The sequence below is a fragment of the Paenibacillus sp. 05T425 genome (assembly GCF_056396205.1).
The window spans coordinates 46,394-67,725 of sequence record NZ_JBFTLA010000012.1 but is presented as its reverse complement, the minus strand read 5'-3'; the positions used below and the strand labels follow the sequence as shown (position 1 = coordinate 67,725).

Genomic DNA, 21,332 nt, shown 5'->3' with positions numbered 1-21,332 from the left:
GACGGCGATAGCTGACGTATTACTTGTCGTTATAGCCCTTAGGATTAGCCAAATGCCAGTTCCAAGCGCTTTGAATAATATCTTCGAGCTTATTGCGCTTCGGATTCCAGCCAAGCTCCTTGCGAGCGCGATCCGACGAAGCGACGAGCACGGCAGGATCGCCTGCGCGGCGAGCTTCCATAACTGCTGGAATCTCTTTGCCCGTTACGGCACGCGCGATGTCGATTACTTGCTTAACCGAGAAGCCTTGGCCGTTGCCTAGGTTGTAGACGGCGCTGTCCGCTCCGCTGCGAAGGCGGTCTACGGCAAGCACATGCGCATCAGCCAAGTCGCTTACATGGATGTAGTCGCGGATACAAGTTCCGTCTTCCGTGGCGTAGTCTTCGCCGAATACCGAAATATGCGGACGCTGTCCAAGCGCTGCTTGAAGCACGATAGGAATCAGATGCGTCTCCGGACTGTGATCCTCGCCGATCTTGCCGCTCTCATGAGCGCCTGCCGCGTTGAAGTAGCGCAGCGATACGAACTTGATGTTGTGGGCCACATCGAACCACTTCATCATTTTTTCCATCGCAAGCTTCGTTTCGCCGTATGCGTTCGTCGGAAGCGTACGATCGAACTCGTCGATCGGCACGCTCTCGGGCTCGCCGTAAGTAGCCGCAGTTGACGAGAATACGATTTTGCGGACGTTGTATTCATTCATCTTCTCAAGCAGGCACAACGTACCGAATACGTTATTGTGATAGTACTTGCCTGGGTCCTTCATACTTTCGCCGACCAGCGAGTTCGCTGCGAAGTGGATGACCGCATCGATCTCGTTCTCTTGGAATACGCGGTCAAGGAATGCCGCGTCGCGAAGATCGCCTTCATATAGCTTGCCGCCAAGCAGAGCTTGCTTATGCCCTTGCTGCAGATTGTCCACTACGACGATTTCTTCGCCGCGCTCCTGCAATGCCGCTACTGCGTGGGAACCGATATATCCGGCTCCTCCCGTTACTAATACTGCCATTGTTCATTTCCCCTCTCTACAGCCCGTTAATTGTTATTGCCCGTACCTTATATAGCGTTACACCAAGCGCTCTACGCCGTTGCCGATGGAGCATACATAGAAGTCGGCTTTCAGGCCGGTAGCCTCCGTATATTTGCTTCCCACTTCTTCTTTGAACGCTTCGATGCTGTCTTCATGAACGAGCGAAACCGTACATCCGCCGAAGCCCGCTCCCGTCATACGCGATCCGAGAACGCCAGGCACTTGGCGTGCCGCCGCTACCATCGAGTCAAGCTCATGTCCCGTCACTTCGTACAGATCGCGAAGCGAATCATGCGAACCGTTCATCAGTTGTCCGAATTGCTTCAGGTCGTTGGCGCGAAGCGCCGTGATCGATTGAAGCACGCGGTCGATTTCTTCCACGACATGCTGCGCTCTATTGCGTACGATGTCGCTCTTAATTAAATGTTTGGCCGAATTGAACTGCTCAAGGCTGAGCTGTCCGAGCAATGTCAGCTCCGGATAAGCCGCCTTCAACTCTTCTACAGCTTGATCGCACTCGCTGCGGCGCTCATTGTATTTGGAATCGACGAGACCGCGGCGTTTGTTCGTATTGCCGATCACGAGCTGATAACCGCCCGGTTGGAACGGGATGAGCTCGTATTCCAACGTATCGCACATAAGCAAAATGGCATGGTCCGCTTTGCCGTTGGCGACGGCGAACTGGTCCATTATGCCGCTATTGACGCCGTTGAATTCGTTCTCCGACTTCTGCGACAGAAGAGCGATTTTCACCTTGTCGATCTCGAGCCCTTCCAACGTTTGCAGGGCGAATGCCGTTACGACCTCGATGGAAGCCGAGGAGGACAAGCCTGCCCCGTTCGGAATCTCCCCATGGTAGAGCAAGTCATAGCCGTTCTTGAACGTTACGCCGCTCTGCTGAAGCATATAGACAATGCCTTTCGGGTAGTTCATCCAGTCGTCCGCGTCATCGTATGCGATCGAATCGATGGAGAACTGCTTCGATGCCGGGAAGTTCGTCGTTGCCAGACCGAGCTTGTTGTCGTCGCGCTTGCGGATAATTAGCGTCGTTCCGAAAGTTAATGCCGCCGGAAATACATAGCCGCCATTGTAGTCCGTATGCTCGCCAATAAGATTGACGCGGCCCGGTGCGTGGAATACTGCGATTTCATTACTGCCTTCGCCGTATTGCTGTATAAATTGTTGTGTCAGCGCTTGGAGATTTGCCATTTGCTATCACGATCCTTTTTCCTCGAATGTAGTTCAGCTATTGCTGGGTCGGCGTGGCCGCCGGTTTGACGGGTCAACCGTTTGTTTCTGAACTTAGTATAAAATAACTACCCCGAAAACAAAATGGCTCGAAGTGCTCTTTATATGGATTTATGTGACTTTCGTACCTCTATCCGGACATGCTATCATGATCTTAACGCGTTATATGTTACGGATTTCAACTAAATGGGTAAAGCAGGTGTAAAGTCAGATGCAGCAAGAAATGTATGTGGTTGCGTCCAACCCGGTACACGCGCAAGGCGAGCATGCGCGGCTGAACGTATTATTCGCAGGCGAGAGCCAGACGAAGCCGTCCCACCGGCTTGGTCCAAAGGTGTACGACTTCTATCTCATGCATATTGTGCTGGAAGGAGAAGGCGTCTTCCAATTGGAAGGGAAGAGACATTCTCTTGCCGCGGGAGATACGTTCCTCATTGAGCCGAAGCAGCTCATCAGCTATGAATCGGATAGTGCCAACCCATGGCGCTATCGCTGGGTCGCCTTCAGCGGCGAGCATGCTGCCGAGCTCGTTGCCGCGGCGGGCTTCCAAGCAGATCAGCAAGTGATCGGCATGGCGAAGTGGAAGCGGGCAGCCCTCCTATTCCGACGCATCTACCAGACGTTCAAGGTCGGCGGAGCTGATGCGCAGCTGTCGGCAACAGGCCATCTGCATCTGCTGCTGGCCGAATATATGAAGGCGCTGCATGCTGCCGGCGGCGACGACTCGGTTCGTACCGCTCACGGCCAAGGAGACTTGCTGCTGCAGCAAATGATCCATTACTTGTCTTCGCAATACACGCACCCTGTATCGATCGAGCAAATGGCGGAGTCGCTGGGGTATAACCGCGCATACTTGTCCCGCTTCTTCAAGCAGCGGACAGGTGTATCACCGGTCACCTTCCTGCTCAAGCTGCGCATCGACAAAGCGCGGCATATGCTTCGTGAGCGACCTGAACTCACCGTTGAGCAAATATCAGCTTCTGTCGGCCTTCAGGATGCTTTGTATTTTTCCAAGCAATTTCGCAAGCTATACGGTCAATCGCCAACCGCCTACCGCGATTCCATGAGAAATATGCGCCAATCCTAAGTCAAGACACTTGCGCAAGCGTTGTTTCATCAAACTTAATGTCGATCATAATAGCCATTATTCGGGCATACTACGAGCGGGAGTGATGATCTATGAAGGAGCTGTATACAGGACATTTGTATTGGCCTGGAACAATGGGAGACTCATTGGAGCAGCCTGCGCTTAACAAAAATATATCAGTCGAAGTCGCCGTTATCGGAGGCGGCATGTCGGGTTCGATCTGCAGCCATGTGCTTGTCCAAAGCGGCTTATCCGTCGCCTTGCTCGAACGCGGCGAAATTGCCGGCGGGAGTACATCCGCGAATACGGGCATGCTGCAATTTTGCAATGACGTCATGTTATGTGATCTTATCGATCAGATTGGGCACAAGGACGCGGTTGCTTTTTACAAAGCCTGCAAGGAAGCTGTCGATCAGATTGATTCAACTGCCAATCAGCTTGCCGTCGACGTAGGTTTCAAGCGAAGAAGCAGCTTGTATTACGCTTCAAGCGAACAGGATCTGCCAAAGTTGAAAAAGGAATACGAAGCTCTTCATCACAACGGCTTCGATGTTGAGTTCTGGGATGGCGACAAGATTGCGAAGCATTTTCCTTTCCGCAAGTCAGGGGCCATTGTCACCCACGGAGATGCGGCAATCAATCCGTACCGATTCGTCAGCACCTTGGCGCGACATGCTGTAGACGCGGGCTTGCAGGCGTACGAGCATACCGATATTGTAGACCATCGTACGCTGGAGAACGGCGCTCACTTGCTTCGCTCTGCAGACGGCTACGAAGTCGAAGCGAAGCATGTTATCTATGCGATTGGCTATGAACCGGAAGAGCTCCGAGGCAAGTTGATCAAAGCAAGCTTGAACCGCTCCTTCGCAATCGTAACAGGTGTTCAGCAAAGCCTTGCTGATTGGCATCAACATTTCTTCCTATGGGAGACCGCTCGTCCCTATCTGTATATGCGTACAGATGATCATAACCGAGTCATAGTCGGGGGGCTTGACGAAGAGATTGAGCAGCCGCTGCACGATGCGCAAAAGCAACAAAAACATAGCGAGAAGCTTTATGATCAGATGCGGTCTCTATTCCCAATGCTTGAAGCGCCTGTCGAATATGAATGGAATGCGACCTTCGGGGAGTCGCGCGACAATCTGCCGTTTATTGGTGAAGATCCGGCTTGGCCAAATGTGTACTACTGCCTCGGATATGGAGGCAACGGCTCGATCTATAGCATGATAGCCTCCCACCTGCTGCGCGATCAAATTAAAGGCATCCCCAATGACCTGTCGAAGATCGTGGCTCTAGACCGCGAGTCGCTGAGTCGTGTGTAATTCTATAATTTTAAAAATACCGCTTGATTAGCCCCGTTCATAACGCGGCCAATCAAGCGGTTTTTTTCATTAAGCGCCGGCCACAATTAATGATGCGCCGCAGCCGCGAAATACGGCTTCCGCAGCGCCAAGACGGGATAAGTCTGGACCGCCGTCCTTATCCAGCAACGACTTGCTCTCATCCGTTTCGACGATCAGTACGAGAGAGCCCTCGCTTATCGCCTGCGAGCATATTTTGGTCTCTTCGTCATCAAGTCCAAGCGCATGAAGAGAGCTCGAATGCTCGTCTGTATCGAATAACGTTAACGCGGCAAGCGCAGCCGGAAATCCGCCGAGCGCCGTTCCCGTTCCCCAGGTGCTTGCCCCATAGGCGGCAACCGTTCCAGCACCGCCAAAGCCTGCCGCTTCCCCCATTGCCAAGCTTCCAATCCCGAGTCCATGCCCGAATCGATTGCCGTCCGTGTCCTCCAGCTCCCGCATCTCGTCCGCATGCACATCGCTCTCCGCCTCGATGCGTCTAGAATGCTCCGCATCCTTCGCAAGCACCTTCAATTCTCCAGTAACGAACCCTGCCTGTTCCAACTGTTCTATTGCTTCAATAACTTGCTGCTGGCTTTCGAACACGCCGATTTTTCTAGCCATTTCGTTTCATGACCTCCTAATTCGCAAGAATTGAGCAAGGATTCTGCCTATGCACCTGAATCATTGCTGCTTTAGCTATCTTTGTTATGCCCCTCTTAGGTGGGATTGAGTCGTATTTTGGCATATGAATGGATATTTTGACTATTGCTCGCATATTGTCCGAGGCAGGTTGTGCATACTTGCGGTTCAGGTTATGATGAAGGAATGAGTATGGAAAAAAACGGACAAGCAGGAGGCCAAACGATGATACATCGGATGCTTCGCTACCCCTCAGGCTGGGAGTGGCATGTCCTTCAGCAAGCAGGGCATCGTCCACTACAGAAGGAGCCTCTGCCGAGCCGCAAGGATTCCGCCAAACAAACGGCCACAGCCTTATTGGATAAGAGCGCGCTAGAGCTTGCCGAACCTRCAACAGAGCAATCGGAAGCCGAACAACATATAGAGCAAACGAAGAAGCTGTTCCCGGAATGCGCCAATTGGATGGACGTCTGTGAAGAGCGGCGGACGAACCAAATTATCGTAGAGGATACGCATGAGCAAGGTCCGGTCATTTATGGCACGCTTATGTTTCAAATATCCGAGCATTCCGACGATGTGCAGCCGTTCCACTTTTGGCTGACAAGCAGACGGCTCATTACCATTCATGACGATATACGTTTGCCGCTGCGGCTGCAGACAGATGCATTGACGAAGAAGCTCGGCGAATGCGATACAGCCCCGGAAGCACTGTTTGCAATGATGAGCGTCATCCTGGAACCGTTCCATGAAGGGCTTGACGGCTTCGAAGCAAGGCTTGGCGAGCTTGAATCGTCGATGCGCAACGAGAACCGTACGGGCCTGATCGATATTATTTTCGAACGGAGATACGATCTGCTCCATTGGAGCCATCTATTCATTCCTATCCGCGAGCTGCACGGGGCTGCCAAGGAAGCATTCATGAACGATCTTATGGAGACGGAGAGCTTTAAGCGGATTACGCATAAGCTTGATCGGATCGAACTGCTGCTCAAGCATTATGCGCTGGAGATCGATACGCTCATCTCGATGGACGATGCGATCTCCAACTTCCGCGGCAACGACATCATGAAGACGCTGACAATCTTCACCGTCCTCTTCCTGCCCGCTACGATTGCTGGCTCGCTCTGGGGAAGCAACTTCATCAAGCTGCCATGGAAGGATGATTCTTGGGGCTTCGCCTTGATGGTCACGATAATCGTCGTAATCACGGCGATTATCTACGTCTGGTTATGGAAGAAAGGCTGGACCGGCGATTTGCTTCACGGCCGCAAGCCTCAGACCATTACAGGACAAGAGCCGCCGAGCCGACTTAGCCGCTCTAATCGGCATCGGATGAAGTCTAGCAGCCAGTCGCCCCGTTCGACCGTTCAGGAACTGGCTGCTTTGTCTTCCGATCCGTCTTCGCAGCCGCCGCTCAGCCGATCCCGCAAGAAACGCCCTTAACGATAACGAAGAAGAGTCCGGCGCTGCGCTTCGCAGCTAACCGGACTCTTCTTCGTTTAATCGTTTATTACAGCTTCACGGGCAAGCCCGTCAGCGCCGACTGATTCGCCGCTATCGTAACGCGGTGCGTCAGCCATGCATCCTCATAGGTGGAACGAATGCGCGATACATCGCCCGTCCTTACCGCGTGGAGGAATGCTTCATTCTCGAGCTCGTATGGATTCGTTCGATTCGCGTATTCCGTTTTGCGTCCAGCCTCGACATCGAGAAGTCCCCCATGGCTAAGCTCTAGTACGCCTTTATTCGTATAAATATGAAGACCTGCCCGGTCTCCCGCCGGAATTGCGCAAGTGTTGCTGATTGTTGCCACAGCCCCGTTCACAAGCTTCAAGGTAACAGTGCCTACATCCGGTACAGTAACGCCTTGCTCGACATCAGCCATTATGCGCGAGCCATATGCGGCGTACACTTCGCTTACTTCGCCAACCGTATAGCGCAGCAAGTCAACGATATGCGTAGTTTGCTCCACGAATTGACCGCCCGAGCCCTCCATCTTACGCCACCAACTTACTCCTGGCATTGAACCCATCCAGTAGCCGAGAGCCATTCCGACGGTACGCTCGCGCAGCAGTTCTTGCGCACGGCTCGTTCCGTCCATATAACGGAAATGATAGCCGACAGACGTAATCAGCTTCTTGCTCTCGATTTCCTTAAGCAATTCTGCAGGTGTCTGTTCGTCGGCAGCAAGCGGCTTCTCCACCAGGAACGGAATGCCCCGTTCTACTAACGCTCTTTCAATCTCACCATGCGCGAATGGCGGCACGCATATGTATACGGCATCCAGCTTGCGGTCATCCAACATCGTATGAATAGAGCTATAACCTCTAGCGTCCTCGTATTTGGCCGCCTCCTGATCCGCTTTCTCCTGTGAAGTGGCCGTGAATGCGGCCACCTTAACGCCCTCAAGCTTCGCCAGCTTCTCGGCATGCATACGGCCGAACCAGCCCGTGCCGACGATTCCAATGTTCAATGTCATCGATATGGCTCCTCTCGCCTATTGATATGGTCAAGCGTAAACGGCTTCTTTCCTATATTTTAAATTATACGTGCCGCACACAAGATGTACAACCAATCGAACATGAACGTTTCTCTTTTCCTACCCAATAAATCCGCAGGTACCTATTGCAGCTCCGCTTCATACTATACAACAACGATAGACCGGAATGAGTGAACGGAGGGATGCCGATGGGAGTCACGATGAGTAAGTCAACGAGAGCTCAGGAGCTTGATTTGCGAACCGCCATGTTTCTAGCTGCGGTTTGCGGACAAACCTATGTACAGTTCAACAACTACGCGGATGGCTTATTTCTAGCTCCAAGAGGATACAGCTTAGTTGGAGAATTCAAGGCCAGTGCGTATGACAGCAACGAAGAACGATTCGGCTTTGTACTGACGAGCGAGCAAGCTTCCGTCCTTGCATTCCGCGGAAGCGGCTCAGCAGAAGACTGGGTTGCCGACTTCATCGCTCAGCAAACGGTATACCGCCCTGTCAAAAATGCCGGGCAAACGCATAAGGGCTTCACCGACATCTATATGTCGACGCGCAATGAAGTGCTTGCGCTCATCCAGACGCTGCCTGCCGACAAGCCTCTGTTTATTACCGGGCATAGTCTCGGCGGTGCGCTCGCAACGCTCGCAGCCATCGATATAGCAAGCAATACGGCGATCCGCTCGCCCATCGTATATACGTTCGGGGCCCCAAGGGTAGGCGATCCGAAATTCGTCCGCGCCTATAATACGATTATCGATACGCATTGGCGCTTCCAGAACGAATTCGATATTGTCCCGCATTTGCCTCCGCACGTCTATCAATCGCCGAAGACAAAGCAAACGTATTATTACCTCCATGTCAAAGGCGAAGTGAAGCGGTCGTTCAGAATGGGTTCTATATCCGGGAATCATATCTTATCCAGTTATTTCGCCGATCTAGTGAAAGAAGATCCCGCATTTGCCGTCTTGGTCTGCAGCGAGCCCCCAGGCTGGTGCCCGGCTGTTGAGCAATAAATTTTTTTTGGCTACAAAAAAACGCATTTCCGCAGAAGCCATCAGCCAGCAAACTGGTTGAATTGCGGAGAATGCGTTTTTTTAAAATTAAGCAGGCAACACATAAAGCAATATCGCAAAGAAGTGGACGATCGAGCCGCCTAGTACGAACAGATGCCATACCGCATGATGATAAGGGAAGCTGCGCCACATATAGAACACGGTTCCGAATGTGTACAATAAGCCGCCGGTTATGAGCATTTGCACACCGCCTGGCGCCAAATGCGTCGTTAACGGCTTCCAGGCGAACACGATGATCCAGCCCATTGCGATATAGACGAGCGTAGAAGTGAACAGAAACCTCGATGCGAAGAAGGACTTGAATATAACGCCGGCTACCGCAGCGCCCCATACGATCCCGAACAAGACCCAACCAAGCGTGCCTTGCACGATGTGAAACAGAATTGGCGTATACGTACCGGCAATGAATACATATATGAATGAATGATCAAGCGCCTCGAATACCCGCTTCGCCTTCCCTGCCGGGAAGCTATGTACGAGCGTTGACGCCAAATAGAGCAGCAGCATCGCCGAGCCGTATATCGTGAAGCTAACGACGTGCATGGCTGTCCCCTTCAACGATGAGAACACGATAAGCAGCACGAGCGCCGCTATGCTTAAGATTGCGCCGATGCCATGCGTAACCGCATTCGCGACTTCCTCGCGCTTCGTATACGTATGCGTATTGGCCATAGTGACAACCACCTCCAACCTTTCTTGATGATTATCAGTTTAAAGCATCATAGCCACCCTTTCAACCATCCCCGGACGGAGTCGATCGTTTTGTCCAAGTTGCAGATCGCTTGCTCGTCCGTATAGGGCTTAGTATGGCGAAAATAATCGGCATGCCCGCCAACGGTTGGAATGCCCTCAACATAACCGGGAGCGAACTTCAACCGGTTCCATCTTGGCATCGCGCGCCCCGCCGCCGTCCAGCCTCCCCAGCTTCCGATCCGGCTAATCGGATCGTTCAGCTTGCCGGTACCGTCAACGGAATGGAAGTAGCTCACGCGCGCTTGCAGCTTAGGATGAATCGGCGTCTTCGGCGATCCGACCTGTACGATGCGTATGTCGTTATCCTCACCGTATTCCTCCATCATCCTCGCAGCCTGATACGCTGCCGCGCCGCCGCCGCTATGTCCGATCAGCAGCATACGCTTGCCATTCTCATTCAACTGTTTAATATGTTGGAACGCCCGGCGTCCGCCTATCCGTCCGGCAGTCATACGATTCGACAGATCGGTCCGCACCTCGATTACTTGCCTGACCAGACTTTGGCTCGCATCACCATAAGGAAAGAGCACATGAATGTGAGGCTCAATGCCGTCTTCTCGAAACAGCTTATCCAGTTTTTTGCGGCATTCGTTGAAAGCACAAGTCGTTGTTGCCACGCCGGCAAGCAAATATATGCTAAGCGATGATGCAGAATTGTTCGCCGTCATAACAGATCCCTCCGAATTCAGAAGAAGTTGTAATTACATTATGCGGGAGCTTGCGGTAAATCATGCTTCGATGTAAATGTCAGTTCCTTCTATTCTAAGCTTAAGGCCGAATAAAGCTGCCGCGTCTCGAAGCGGTATCGCCTTCATGTACCGATAAACGCGCTGTCTGCCCCTCGCTTCCATTCCGCTCCATACTTTGCGTTCCAGGATAGGCAACTGCACAGCTTTCCCTGCGTCTGCCGTACTCCGCTTCATGACCGCGACTAAATCCCCGGCAGCGTTCTGCTGGATACGAACGTCCAAATGAAGCAGCTCACGGTAAAATTGCTCGTCCGCGTACAAGCGGCCTCGTTCAGCGAACACAGCTCCCCTATACGTGAATCGCTGGCGAACCGGCTTGCCCTCGAGCGAGGTATCGGTTATGCGTGCAGCCTCTATGCCCATTGATGTCGCCGTTCGATAAGCCTCTCGTAGAACCGGTTCGTTTGCAATAGAATAATCATTCACTCTTCGTGATTTATTGTATGCCGTTACATTGTTAACGTCGAAATAAAATACAGCTTTGACACGCGGATATTTGCGCTCCAAGCTTCCGTACAGCCGCTTGATCTTCGCTGCCGCGAAACCGATATCATGCGCATGATCAGTCGTATTATAGTGCGTAACGCCATACTCCGATAATTGAATCGGCTTCCTAGCGCTGAATCGATTGTAGACGGTGTTGATCAGATCTAGCGGATCTTCGAACGCAGCAGGTTCATCTTCGTTGCCGTTATGATACTTCACATTGTATACGTTGACTCCTACCCAATCAACGTAAGCATCCCCGGGATAGAAACGCTCCATTGGCTTCTCCGGCACCGTCAGCACCGTCCATACCATGGCAACATTCGGTGCCAGCTGCGCGAATCGATCGTGTACGAGCTGCCACTTCGCCTTATACATAGCGGGATCACCGCCATAAGCAGTCCAAGTACCGTTCATCTCCGATGCATAGCGCAGAAATATAGGTACTCCCGCCTCGCTTGCGTCCTTGGCGAATTGTCTCAAATATGTATCGTCCTGCACCTGAGCAAGCCCCTTATTCGGTTCCCAGGCGATATGGGGGAAGGCCCCAACCGACTTCACGTGCTCCACCCATTCCTTCGGGAAGGGTTGTCCATAACCAACATATTTGAAGAAGCTCGCATGCGTACGCCCCGTTAACTTGTTAAAAGAATTCATGCTACTCGCAATCGCTTCATCTTGTAGTACATACGCGCCTAGATAAGTGCCCGTTTCAGGCTCTGCCTTCGCCAATTTGTACCACGCCTCTGCCCAGTTGACATGAATCGTCCAATCCTGCTTCTCCACAATCGGTACATTCCCGGCAGCCATTACAGATTGAACGGAAGAAAGAAGAAGGAAGAGAGCTGCTACGAGGCTATATAATGTCCTCCTGTTAAGATTCAATAACGGTCACCTCCGACTTCCTTTTTCAAAGGTTTTGCAGTCCGATGACTCGTTATTCGGGAATTTTGGAAAACAAAAAGAGCGATAAGGCCGCCTCGCTTAATGGCCCTTCGCTCTATTGGCACTGCTATGCTGGCTATGCTGGCATTACACACCCATTTTTTTGCGCTGATTGTTAACCTTCTTCGTGTTCTGGCTCTTCAATTCTTGCGTGCCGGTCGTATGATTCTTCTGACCAGGCAGCCCACCTTGCGCTTGTTTCTTCTGTGCAAGCAGTTGCTTGGCACGTTCAGCTTGAGTCAGCTTCTTCGGCTCTTCAGCCGATCCGTTTTGTTCGTTCGTAGACATAGGTTCACCTCGCTTTATGCTCCACATCATTCTTATTCTACTACAGTTATAAATCTGGTAAAAGATCCTTTGCGAAGTCGGGCGACAGCTTGTACCGACCAATTCACGTTTTCGGCCAGCCGTTCGATTGGTTCCGTCGTCACAATGACAGCCCGCGCGGCAAAACGCCTCATGCTTTGCAGCATTTCTAGCTGCTCGTCCTCGGGGAGAACCGAGCATAAATTATAGGGCATATCGATAATGGCGGCATCGTAATGACCCGTCAGCCCGCGCATATCGGCAAGCTTCACCCGATCAGCATAGCCGAAATGCGCGAGGTTCATTCTTGCTCCGCGCACGGCCAGCGGATTGAGGTCAACGCCTTCGATGTCGATCCCCATCGACATCGCTTCAATCAACACCGTTCCGATGCCGCAGCACGGATCGATAAGCTTCACAGCTTCCGCACGTCCCGGCGCTGCAATATTAACGATCGCTCTGGCCGCTCGGACAGGAAGCGCAGTGGAATAGTTCTGCGGCTTCTTCTGATGCTCCAGCCAAATCGCGTCATTGTCCTCGCAGAGGCCGAACAGCCAGCGGCCGTTCAGCCGAATAAGTCCGAATAATCGATCCGGCGTTCGCATCTCGGCTTTTCCGCGTATTGCAGCCCCTGCCAGCCGCTCTAGTTGTCTGCGTTCCTCATAAGTAATTGATGAATCGCCAGATGCTTGCGTAAATACGACCTTGAAGGTCTCGCCTTCACCCAACCCGACTTCAGGAAGCAGCTCGACTAGCTCCTCCATGCTTCCCGCAGACAGCTGGACGTGAATCTTTCTTCGAATGAACGGACTGCGATTGGCGGCAATCTCAATATCACTCTGGGCAATGCCGCCGCCGGCACAGGGCTGAGCAAGCAGCAAGCTTAGCTCCAGCTGACATAACTCCGTCTCGTCCTCGTGGCAAGCATAGGTGTATATGAACATGGTGCGCCTCGCCTTTCTTTCCCTTTAATCGTTCATCGGCTCCGAATCTGTGCTTGTTGCGCTTGATGGGCGCTCCTCTGCATGTGCAGCCGCGGAAGTCTCCGTGCCCTTCGCCTTTCGGTGTCCGGAACCGCTTGTCTCATGCTCACCTGTCAGCTCATGCAGCTGTTTCTCCAACGATTTAATCGTCCGTTGAAGCCGATATTGACGGATTAGTCCGAACGAACCAACTGTCAGACCGCCCAAGAGGGTCGACACAAGGATCACGAGAATAAGCGGTGTCGTCGTCTTCGCGAACAGGAAATTCACTTGAACGGAATCCACATTGATGACGGCGAATATCGCAATAACCAGAGCAAATACGAACGCTGAGATCAGCATGCCTTGTCCCTTCATCTCATTCCCTCCCTTTTCTCCAAATCGTACCACAAAATCGAATTCATTTCTTACAATTGACAAAAAAGAAGCGAATGCTCGTCTGCGAGCATTCGCTTCCCAAGACATAATATTAACTTTCTCTCAAAACGCCGGAACTCGGTACACTCTTCTTCTTGGCTGAAAGCAGCCATTTAGTAATAATATATGCGAGTACGAATGACTGAACAGTAGTCGTCTCCCAAGTCGGATACGCCCCAAGGAAGCCAATAGTCGGAAATCCGGATAGCGTATGCGACGGCAACCAGCCCGCAACCTGTAAAGAGTGAATGCTTTCGCCAAGAAAACGAACGACCAAATAGTAGATCAGCGCCGATGCAAGCAAGAAGAAAGGCTTTATCGGCAGCTTAGCGCTGAAACGTATAATGGCAAAGCCTAGTCCGATTAAGAGAACGAAGGTCACTCCGAATCCTAGTGCAAGCTGCAAAGGCTCGATCGATGGAGCCATTCCGATATAGAAAATCGTCGTCTCCGCACCTTCGCGGAATATCGCAAGCGCAGAAACCGCGAACAACGACCATAGACTGCCTTTCGCCAGCGCGCTGCCCATTTTGTTATCGATATATTGAGTCCAGCTCTTCATATTGGACTTGCTATGAAGCCAATTGCCGACCGTCAACATTAAGACGACCGACAGCAGACCTGCAACGCCTTCAATCGCTTCGCGGGCACTGCCAGCCGCCAGCTTGGCAATGGCGTACGTAAGGACGAATGCCATTACCCCGCTAAGCGCGAGTCCTGTCCATACCCCTGACCAAATCCACTTGCTTTTGCTCCCGTTGCCCGTACGCTTCAAGTATGCGAGGAGCGCCGCTAGCACAAGGATCGCTTCCAACCCTTCACGTAGCAAAATCATTCCCGCGTCCCAAGCCGTATAGCGCGCATCACCGGTCATCGGACGCAGTTGCTCTTGAAGCTCTCCAATGAGCTTGTTCGCTTTATCGCCTTGAGGCGGATTAGACAATAGGTAGCCTGCAATCTCAGCCATTCTCACCTCGACATTCGTATACACCGCGGCAGATCGGAGCTGAACCTCTCCCTCTACCGAAGGCCATTGCGCGATGAACAACTCCATCTGAGCAGCAGCTTCTGCATAGCGCTCGGATTGGGATTCCTTAAGCGCTAAGTCTAGCAGAGCTATCGCTCCGGCAACGGACAACTCCGTTCCTGCGCTTCCTGAATCGTCAGCAATGCTTCCCGCGGCATATTGCTCGATAAGCTGGATGAGGGCTTCTGCTTCTGTCTTAGCCTGCTCGTCGCGCGGCGGTTCAGCTTGAATCGCAATGCGCAGCATACTCATCTTTGTTTCCAATAGGCCGTATACTTTGAAGTTATCTTTGCGTACGGCAGACTCTACCTGCGGCCATCCGCCGTTAATTTGCTTATACGTTTCACCGGCTTTCGTCCAGTCCGACTGTTGGACGGCATCAAGCAATTGCTGAACGATTGGCTTAATTGTAAGAGCCGCTTCCGTTCCTGAAAGCTTGCCCGAAGAGTCCGGTTCACCCTTTACGCTTTTTGCATAGCTGTTTATCGCCTTGGCAAGCGTGGAAAGAGATGACTTCGCTTCTGCTGCATCCTGCTCTTGCTCTCCGACCGTTAAAGCAGTAATCGCAGCTTCCAATGCTGCATCAACCGTCTCGGCCTCTTTGGTCTTTTCGGGCTGCAGCTTTGCCCAGCCGTCTGCCGCCTTCACGACATGACCTTTGGCCTCTTCCCACTTGCCTTGGCCGGCTTCAACAAGAGCGCCGCCGACAAGCGGCAGCAGCCGATCCAGCTCTGCTGTATCCGTGCTGCCTGCAGACACAACTGTAACCGTACTCCATTGAATGATCGTTACAATAAGAAAAGCAGCCAAGCAGAAACGAATCGTTATTCGTTTCATACTGCTGCCATTTCGTGCGAACATAAGCGGTTCGCCCCTTCCCATGGTGCTTAATAATTCTTGTCCTGCTTAGAATAGCGTTTCACCGATATACCCGCCTTCGCGAACCCCGGGAAAACAAGCAAACTGTGCGCTTCCGACATGAACGATATATTCGTTCAGAAGGTCGTTCTGCCCCAGCTTTTTCTGCATTGGCGTGAACTGCTTGCTMGTATCGCGGTTGAAGCAGATGAATAACAAACCTGCATCGAGCTGACCCATCTTGTGATCCATGCCGCTAGAATACGAGTAAGAGCGCCTTAAAATTTGTACCGAGCCATCACCGCGAGCAAGCCTCATATGCGCGTTGACCGGAATAACGGGCTTGCCTTTCTCATCGAGCTTATCGAAGTCAGGCGCGTCATGTTCCTGCGAGCCGCCAAGCGGCGCTCCGCTTGCACGATGACGACCGAAGGTTGCTTCTTGATCACCAAGCGTGGAGCGATCCCATACTTCAACGCGAATTCGGATTCTCCGCACGACCATATAGGTGCCGCCTTCCATCCAGCCTGCGCCGTCGGAAGCATTCGCCCATACAACCTTGTTCATTACAGAATCATCGCTCGTGTCGGGATTGTTCGTGCCATCCTTGAACCCCATCAAATTACGCGGCGTAGCGCCAGACGGATCTGCACCACCTGTTCTTTGAAAGCCTTCCTGTGTCCAGCGAAGGACTGCTTTGCCTCTAGCTAGTCTTGCCAGATTGCGAATCGCGTGGAAGGCGATCTGCAGATCATTCGCGTTCACTTGTACGCCAATGTCTCCGCCCGACCATTCCTCGCGCAGTTCATCCCCTCCGAAAGGCGGAAGATCTGCAAGCGGCGCTGGCTTCTTCGCTGCCAGCCCGTATCTTGAATCGAAAAAGGAAGCACCAACGCCGAACGTTATCGTTGTACGCGATGGCGTTAAGCCTGCCGCCTCACCCGTATCGGAAGGAGGCATATTCACATTGTCGTTCGCTTCGCCGATCATATGCCCCTCAGCCATTGCTGCGGATGCTTTCGTCCATGTTTGGAACAGCTTCTTCACGTCGGCCAGCGAATCCGTCGTCAAGTCGAACGCTGCGAATACGAGAAAGTCTTGTGCCGGCGTGGTAATGCCCGCCTGATGCTTGCCGTAGAAATCAACGAAATCGCCATTGCTCGACTTACCTGTTTCCTTAGCAACGCTAGCTGAGACGCTCTTCTCGGCAGCCGCCCACACGCCCCCCATGCCCGATGCGCCGAATAGAAGTCCGGCGCCTCCTACGCCTGCCATGCGCAGCAAGTCTCTTCGGCTTATGGGCTTTTTCAGCATGCCGTCCTGTTTGAAGTTATCCACTTGCTGCTTATCTGGTTGGTCAGGACGCTTCTTTTCATCCATATGAACTATGCCTCCAAAATCGTGCCCATCTGCGACAACGGCTCAGCCAGAGCATCGATCAGTTGGCTCAGCTTCTTCGTATCTTCTTCTTTAAGTGCTTCATACGAAACATAGCCATCGCCTGATTTGTATTCCGTCAGCGCTTGCTCCAGCTCCGTGAACGCTTTGCCGATAGATTCCTCTAGCTCCGCATCCTTCTTGTTAAGCTCCGGCTTCACAAGATCGTAGATCTTTCTCGCGCCTTCCACATTAGCAGCGAAGTCGTACAAATCCGTATGCGAATATCTTTCTTCTTCGCCTGTTACTTTAGAAGAAGACACTTCGTTAAGCAGCTCAACCGCACCGGTTAACAGCAAGCTTGGCTCAACCTCGACGGTTTCCATAAGCGCCCGCAGCAGCTTCGTATCTTCAAGTAGACGATCAGCATATTCCGTCATGCCGTCTGTCGTGTTGTTCGCCCACAATGCTTGCTCGATACGGTGGAATCCACGCCAGTCCTTCTCCTCGACGTCGTTCTCGCGAGCGTCAATATTAGGATCGAGATCGCCTAGCGCTTCGGCAATGGGTTCGATCCGTTCGAAGTACATCCGCGTCGGAGCATACAACGACTTGGCGAGCTCAAGGTCTCCGCCTTTCACGGCGTTAACGAATTTCTCCGTCTCGATAATAAAAGTATCCGCCTGCTCTATCGTGAATGTGCGATAGCTGTTCAAGATTGGCTCCCAGCTTGCATCGGCTGCCTCCGTGCCGCCGCCATTGTTTGCTCCTGCATTCACCGTTTCATTATTCTCTTCTCCATTTGCTCCGCAGCCTGCCATGACTAGCGAGCAAGCACATAGAAAAGCAACTAACTTCATCTTCATTATAATAATCTCCTCTGATTCAAACGAATAAATTACTTTAGTACTAAGCCAAAGTATAATCGCGGTTGATAATCATTGTCAATTGATGTTTTGTGAACTTTCGTCATTTTTACGCGCATCTTCCATTTAACGATGTTGCTGAACGATACGCCCCAAACTGAAGCGGTACTATAGGAAGTTGGTACTATCGGGTAGAGGAATATGTTGGGATAATACAGATATCGAAGCAAGCAAGTTTGAACGAATAAGCAACTATCCGGGAGGCTAACCAAATGGAATCTTTTCAAATGAACGCTAACAATAACGTAAACACAAATGCAACTGCAAGCGGCAATCACATCCGCAAGCCGGCTAACAACTTCTACCGCCGCCGCAATACGCCGACTTACACATTCATGGCATGGGGCGCATTCATTATCGCCTGTGGCTTCGAATTCATCGGCATCTACACGCTTAATCAGACGCTATCCGTGCAAGGTTATTACGCAGTAACTGGTGTCCTGCTCATCATAACTTCGTTCCTTCTACAGAAGGTTGCACGCGACAATGACGAGGATAAATTTTTGAAGGAGCAAAATCCATACCACAGAAACAGAAATACGGCGGCGTTCTCGTTCCTGGCATGGGCCGGCTTCATCATCGCCATTCTTGCTCAATATATCGGCATATTCAACTTGGAAGAGCCGCTCTATGTGAAAGGCTACTACGCAATTGCCGGCGCCTTCCTTATCGTGGCCTGCCTCGTGCTTCAGAAGACGATCAGAGACAACGAGGAAGACAAAGCTCATCTAAATTCATTAGACGAATACCAGGCTTAGCATAAAAAGCGGCGCTGTCCACCAGGGTAAATTCACCTTGGGAGGGCAGCGCCGCTTTTTTCATACCATTTATGAAGCTTTGTTTTTGTTGTAAATGTCGAAGGCTACTGCAGCCAGCAATACAAGACCTTTGATGCCTTGCTGCCAGTCGATACCAAGGCCTACGAGCGACATCCCGTTATTCATAACGCCCATAACGAGACCGCCGATAATTGCGCCAATAACTGTGCCGATACCGCCTGTCGCCGAAGCGCCGCCGATGAATACCGCCGCAATCGCATCGAGCTCGAAGTTTACGCCGGCCTTCGGCGTTGCCGCATTCAGACGCGCAGCGAACAATAAACCCGATAGCGCAGCAAGCACGCCCATGTTGACGAATACCCAGAACGTCATCCGTTTCGTCTTGACCCCGGACAGCTTAGCTGCCTTCTCATTGCCTCCAAGGGCATAGATGTGACGTCCCATAACCGTCTTGTTCATCACGAAGGTGTATACAACAACGAGTATAAACAAAATAACCAAGATGTTCGGAATGCCTTCATAAGCAGCCAAAACATAAGTAAATACATTGATAATCGCTACGATAGCAACTAGCTTAAGCACGAATAATGGAGCAGACACAACGTCGAACTGGTAACGCTGCTGCGTTAACCGATTACGCCATTCCGTGAAGATAAGAATGATTGATAGCGCAAGACCGATAACGATCGTAAGCGCATGAATATCGCCGCCGCCGAGCCAGTCAGGAATGAAGCCGGAGCTGATCCGTTGGAAACCGCTAGGGAACGGCGAGATCGATTGGCCGCCCAACACAACCATTGTAAGGCCTCGGAACAATAACATGCCGGCGAGCGTTACGATAAACGACGGTATTCGGACGTAAGCGACCCAGAACCCTTGCCATGCGCCGACAAGACCGCCGATCAAGAGCGATACGATAATCGCTACCGGATAAGGCATATGCATATCAACCATTAATATGGCTGATATGGCTCCTACGAAAGCGGCAACCGAACCAACCGATAGATCAATATGCCCGGTAATAATGACGAGCAGCATGCCGATTGCAAGGACGAGAATATAACTATTTTGCAGGATCAAATTCGTAATGTTAAGCGGCTTCAGTAAGATGCCGTCGGTCAAGATTTGGAACAGGACCATAATAAGAACTAAGGCAACGATCATGCCGTATTGGCGAATATTGCTTTTGAACAGCTTGCTTAATGATTCCATATTCAGTTACCCCCTGCTCTTCGTCATATATTTCATCAGCTTCTCTTGCGAAGCTTCCTCGCGGGTTACTTCGCCTGTAAATCTTCCTTCATTCATGACATAGATGCGATCGCACATGCCAAGCAGCTCAGGAAGCTCCGATGAAATAATGAGCACGCCTTTGCCTTCCAAGGCAAGCTGAATAATAATCGTATAGATTTCGTACTTGGCGCCTACGTCAATGCCGCGTGTCGGCTCATCGAGAATGAGCACCTCCGGCTCCGAGAAGATCCACTTGCTCAGAACGACCTTCTGCTGATTGCCGCCGCTTAAGTTGCCCGTCTTCTGCAATATGCTTGGCGTCTTTATATTTAACTTCGCGCGGAATCGCTCCGCCTCGATGATTTCCTGATTGGCGTTAACGACCGTGTTCCGCGATATTTTGTTCAAGCCGGTTAACGTAATGTTGCGCTTAATATCGTCCATTAGAATCAAACCATAATGCTTGCGGTCTTCCGTAACATAGGCCAGGCCATGGTCTATCGCTTGATTAATCGTGTTMAACTGCACTTGCTTGCCGTTCAGCATCGTCTCGCCGCTAATGCGTTTACCGTATGACTTGCCGAAGAGGCTCATCGCCAGCTCCGTTCGGCCTGCCCCCATAAGTCCGGCAATGCCGACAATCTCACCCTTACGAATGTACATGTTCACATCGTCAATGACCTTGCGGTCTTGCTGCGTCTCGTGATAAACGTTCCAGTTCTTCACTTCCAGAATCGTGTCGCCGATCTGCGGCTCGCGAGCCGGATAACGCTGCGTCAGATCGCGTCCAACCATCCCTTTAATAATCCGATCTTCATTGATGTTGTCCTTCACCATATCAAGCGTTTCAATCGTCTTGCCATCACGCAGAATCGTAATCGAATCGGCAACCTTCGTAATTTCGTTCAGCTTATGGGAGATCATAATCGACGAAATCCCTTGCTTCTTGAAGGCGAGCAGCAGATTAAGCAAATTCTCGCTGTCCTCCTCATTAAGCGCAGCAGTCGGCTCGTCCAGAATAAGCAGCTTCACTTTCTTAGAGAGCGCCTTGGCGATTTCCACAAGCTGCTGCTTCCCTACACCGATGGAGGAGATAAGCGTATTCGGCGACTCATTCAGACCGACGGTCTTCAGTAGCTCCTTGGTCTTGACGATCGTTTCATTCCAATTAATGACGCCGCGCTTCGTCTGTTCATTGCCGAGGAAGATATTCTCCGAGATCGACAGCTGCGGGATAAGAGCCAGCTCCTGATGGATAATGACAATGCCGAGCTGCTCGCTCTGCGTAATATCTTTGAACTCGCAGACGTTGCCTTTGTACAAAATATCGCCCGTATACGAGCCGTGCGGATATACGCCGCTCAGCACCTTCATCAGCGTCGACTTGCCCGCTCCGTTCTCGCCCATAAGCGCGTGAATCTCTCCTTCCTTGACTTGCAGATTCACATCTTCGAGCGCTTTGACGCCTGGGAACGTTTTCGTAATGCCTCTCATTTCGAGAATGTTGTTAGTCGCCATCTTAGGATCACGCCCTTACTGTTATTGAAAATGATTTAGTGACAACCCCGCAGGGCCGCCA

The 21,332-nt window shown here is 51.6% G+C and carries 20 protein-coding genes and 1 pseudogene; 6 read left to right on the top strand and 15 right to left on the bottom strand.

Annotated elements, in window-relative coordinates; genetic code table 11:
* Window positions 1-19: 19 nt before the first annotated feature.
* Together galE and AC1DF0_RS24535 are read right to left on the bottom strand one after the other, a co-directional pair.
* On the bottom strand, window positions 20-1,009 hold the full coding sequence (gene galE / locus AC1DF0_RS24540) for a UDP-glucose 4-epimerase GalE (protein ID WP_477575696.1): 990 nt from the start codon (window positions 1,007-1,009) through the stop codon (window positions 20-22).
* A 57-nt stretch (window positions 1,010-1,066) separates the two neighbouring features.
* Window positions 1,067-2,239 (bottom strand): galactokinase, encoded by a 1,173-nt coding sequence (locus AC1DF0_RS24535; protein WP_477575694.1) that lies wholly within the window; start codon window positions 2,237-2,239, stop codon window positions 1,067-1,069.
* Between the two features lie 250 nt (window positions 2,240-2,489).
* Here AC1DF0_RS24535 and AC1DF0_RS24530 point away from each other — a divergent pair, with 250 nt between their 5' ends.
* Entirely contained in the window at window positions 2,490-3,365 is an 876-nt protein-coding gene (locus AC1DF0_RS24530; protein WP_477575692.1) for an AraC family transcriptional regulator, read from the top strand.
* Window positions 3,366-3,457: 92 nt separating this feature from the next.
* Window positions 3,458-4,687, top strand: coding sequence for an NAD(P)/FAD-dependent oxidoreductase (locus AC1DF0_RS24525; protein WP_477575690.1), 1,230 nt, complete (start codon window positions 3,458-3,460; stop codon window positions 4,685-4,687).
* A 69-nt stretch (window positions 4,688-4,756) separates the two neighbouring features.
* Here the strand turns inward: AC1DF0_RS24525 and AC1DF0_RS24520 are convergent, their stop codons facing one another.
* Entirely contained in the window at window positions 4,757-5,329 is a 573-nt protein-coding gene (locus AC1DF0_RS24520) for a hypothetical protein (protein ID WP_477575688.1), read from the bottom strand.
* A gap of 243 nt (window positions 5,330-5,572) precedes the next feature.
* Here AC1DF0_RS24520 and AC1DF0_RS24515 point away from each other — a divergent pair, with 243 nt between their 5' ends.
* On the top strand, window positions 5,573-6,790 hold the full coding sequence (locus AC1DF0_RS24515; protein WP_477575686.1) for a CorA family divalent cation transporter: 1,218 nt from the start codon (window positions 5,573-5,575) through the stop codon (window positions 6,788-6,790).
* Window positions 6,791-6,857: 67 nt separating this feature from the next.
* Here the strand turns inward: AC1DF0_RS24515 and AC1DF0_RS24510 are convergent, their stop codons facing one another.
* A complete protein-coding gene (locus AC1DF0_RS24510; RefSeq protein WP_477575684.1) occupies window positions 6,858-7,826 on the bottom strand; it encodes a Gfo/Idh/MocA family protein in 969 nt (322 codons plus the stop codon).
* Window positions 7,827-8,035: 209 nt separating this feature from the next.
* Between AC1DF0_RS24510 and AC1DF0_RS24505 the strand changes: the two genes are divergently transcribed.
* Window positions 8,036-8,854 carry a lipase family protein gene (locus AC1DF0_RS24505; protein ID WP_477575682.1) on the top strand — a complete coding sequence of 273 codons (819 nt, stop codon included), beginning with the start codon at window positions 8,036-8,038 and terminating at the stop codon, window positions 8,852-8,854.
* A gap of 87 nt (window positions 8,855-8,941) precedes the next feature.
* Here the strand turns inward: AC1DF0_RS24505 and trhA are convergent, their stop codons facing one another.
* From trhA to efeO, 9 genes are all read right to left on the bottom strand, one after another.
* Window positions 8,942-9,586 carry a PAQR family membrane homeostasis protein TrhA gene (gene trhA, locus AC1DF0_RS24500; RefSeq protein WP_475824456.1) on the bottom strand — a complete coding sequence of 215 codons (645 nt, stop codon included), beginning with the start codon at window positions 9,584-9,586 and terminating at the stop codon, window positions 8,942-8,944.
* A 47-nt stretch (window positions 9,587-9,633) separates the two neighbouring features.
* Window positions 9,634-10,335: a hypothetical protein gene (locus tag AC1DF0_RS24495; RefSeq protein WP_477575681.1), complete on the bottom strand. Its 702-nt coding sequence runs from the start codon at window positions 10,333-10,335 to the stop codon at window positions 9,634-9,636.
* A gap of 60 nt (window positions 10,336-10,395) precedes the next feature.
* Window positions 10,396-11,787 carry a glycoside hydrolase family 26 protein gene (locus tag AC1DF0_RS24490; RefSeq protein WP_477575680.1) on the bottom strand — a complete coding sequence of 464 codons (1,392 nt, stop codon included), beginning with the start codon at window positions 11,785-11,787 and terminating at the stop codon, window positions 10,396-10,398.
* A 147-nt stretch (window positions 11,788-11,934) separates the two neighbouring features.
* Window positions 11,935-12,135 (bottom strand): hypothetical protein, encoded by a 201-nt coding sequence (locus AC1DF0_RS24485; RefSeq protein ID WP_442051378.1) that lies wholly within the window; start codon window positions 12,133-12,135, stop codon window positions 11,935-11,937.
* Between the two features lie 32 nt (window positions 12,136-12,167).
* Window positions 12,168-13,097: a TRM11 family SAM-dependent methyltransferase gene (locus AC1DF0_RS24480; protein WP_477575679.1), complete on the bottom strand. Its 930-nt coding sequence runs from the start codon at window positions 13,095-13,097 to the stop codon at window positions 12,168-12,170.
* 24 nt (window positions 13,098-13,121) lie between these two features.
* Window positions 13,122-13,493, bottom strand: a complete 372-nt coding sequence (locus AC1DF0_RS24475) for a LapA family protein (protein ID WP_477575678.1) — start codon at window positions 13,491-13,493, stop codon at window positions 13,122-13,124.
* A 112-nt stretch (window positions 13,494-13,605) separates the two neighbouring features.
* Complete coding sequence (locus AC1DF0_RS24470; protein ID WP_477575677.1) at window positions 13,606-15,441, bottom strand: FTR1 family iron permease; 1,836 nt, start codon at window positions 15,439-15,441, stop codon at window positions 13,606-13,608.
* 45 nt (window positions 15,442-15,486) lie between these two features.
* Window positions 15,487-16,752, bottom strand: a complete 1,266-nt coding sequence (gene efeB, locus AC1DF0_RS24465; RefSeq protein ID WP_477575926.1) for an iron uptake transporter deferrochelatase/peroxidase subunit — start codon at window positions 16,750-16,752, stop codon at window positions 15,487-15,489.
* A 71-nt stretch (window positions 16,753-16,823) separates the two neighbouring features.
* Window positions 16,824-17,681: an iron uptake system protein EfeO gene (gene efeO / locus AC1DF0_RS24460; RefSeq protein ID WP_477575676.1), complete on the bottom strand. Its 858-nt coding sequence runs from the start codon at window positions 17,679-17,681 to the stop codon at window positions 16,824-16,826.
* A gap of 272 nt (window positions 17,682-17,953) precedes the next feature.
* Here efeO and AC1DF0_RS24455 point away from each other — a divergent pair.
* Window positions 17,954-18,214, top strand: a pseudogene (locus AC1DF0_RS24455) (YiaA/YiaB family inner membrane protein); the annotation flags it as partial.
* A gap of 30 nt (window positions 18,215-18,244) precedes the next feature.
* Window positions 18,245-18,499 carry a YiaA/YiaB family inner membrane protein gene (locus AC1DF0_RS24450; RefSeq protein WP_477575924.1) on the top strand — a complete coding sequence of 85 codons (255 nt, stop codon included), beginning with the start codon at window positions 18,245-18,247 and terminating at the stop codon, window positions 18,497-18,499.
* Window positions 18,500-18,568: 69 nt separating this feature from the next.
* Here the strand turns inward: AC1DF0_RS24450 and mmsB are convergent, their stop codons facing one another.
* Together mmsB and mmsA are read right to left on the bottom strand one after the other, a co-directional pair.
* The gene (gene mmsB / locus AC1DF0_RS24445; RefSeq protein WP_477575675.1) at window positions 18,569-19,732 is read right to left on the bottom strand and encodes a multiple monosaccharide ABC transporter permease; all 1,164 of its coding nucleotides are present in this window, start codon (window positions 19,730-19,732) and stop codon (window positions 18,569-18,571) included.
* Between the two features lie 6 nt (window positions 19,733-19,738).
* Complete coding sequence (gene mmsA / locus AC1DF0_RS24440) at window positions 19,739-21,271, bottom strand: multiple monosaccharide ABC transporter ATP-binding protein (RefSeq protein WP_477575674.1); 1,533 nt, start codon at window positions 21,269-21,271, stop codon at window positions 19,739-19,741.
* Window positions 21,272-21,332 lie beyond the last annotated feature (61 nt).

Bases quoted from the DNA above. Each gene is read 5' to 3' on its own strand.
- galE (WP_477575696.1), bottom strand. From the start codon at position 1,009: ATGGCAGTATTAGTAACGGGAGGAGCCGGATATATCGGTTCCCACGCA.
- AC1DF0_RS24535 (WP_477575694.1), bottom strand. From the start codon at position 2,239: ATGGCAAATCTCCAAGCGCTGACACAACAATTTATACAGCAATACGGC.
- AC1DF0_RS24530 (WP_477575692.1), top strand. From the start codon at position 2,490: ATGCAGCAAGAAATGTATGTGGTTGCGTCCAACCCGGTACACGCGCAA.
- AC1DF0_RS24525 (WP_477575690.1), top strand. From the start codon at position 3,458: ATGAAGGAGCTGTATACAGGACATTTGTATTGGCCTGGAACAATGGGA.
- AC1DF0_RS24520 (WP_477575688.1), bottom strand. From the start codon at position 5,329: ATGGCTAGAAAAATCGGCGTGTTCGAAAGCCAGCAGCAAGTTATTGAA.
- AC1DF0_RS24510 (WP_477575684.1), bottom strand. From the start codon at position 7,826: ATGACATTGAACATTGGAATCGTCGGCACGGGCTGGTTCGGCCGTATG.
- AC1DF0_RS24505 (WP_477575682.1), top strand. From the start codon at position 8,036: ATGGGAGTCACGATGAGTAAGTCAACGAGAGCTCAGGAGCTTGATTTG.
- trhA (WP_475824456.1), bottom strand. From the start codon at position 9,586: ATGGCCAATACGCATACGTATACGAAGCGCGAGGAAGTCGCGAATGCG.
- AC1DF0_RS24495 (WP_477575681.1), bottom strand. From the start codon at position 10,335: ATGACGGCGAACAATTCTGCATCATCGCTTAGCATATATTTGCTTGCC.
- AC1DF0_RS24485 (WP_442051378.1), bottom strand. From the start codon at position 12,135: ATGTCTACGAACGAACAAAACGGATCGGCTGAAGAGCCGAAGAAGCTG.
- AC1DF0_RS24480 (WP_477575679.1), bottom strand. From the start codon at position 13,097: ATGTTCATATACACCTATGCTTGCCACGAGGACGAGACGGAGTTATGT.
- AC1DF0_RS24475 (WP_477575678.1), bottom strand. From the start codon at position 13,493: ATGAAGGGACAAGGCATGCTGATCTCAGCGTTCGTATTTGCTCTGGTT.
- AC1DF0_RS24470 (WP_477575677.1), bottom strand. From the start codon at position 15,441: ATGTTCGCACGAAATGGCAGCAGTATGAAACGAATAACGATTCGTTTC.
- efeO (WP_477575676.1), bottom strand. From the start codon at position 17,681: ATGAAGATGAAGTTAGTTGCTTTTCTATGTGCTTGCTCGCTAGTCATG.
- mmsB (WP_477575675.1), bottom strand. From the start codon at position 19,732: ATGGAATCATTAAGCAAGCTGTTCAAAAGCAATATTCGCCAATACGGC.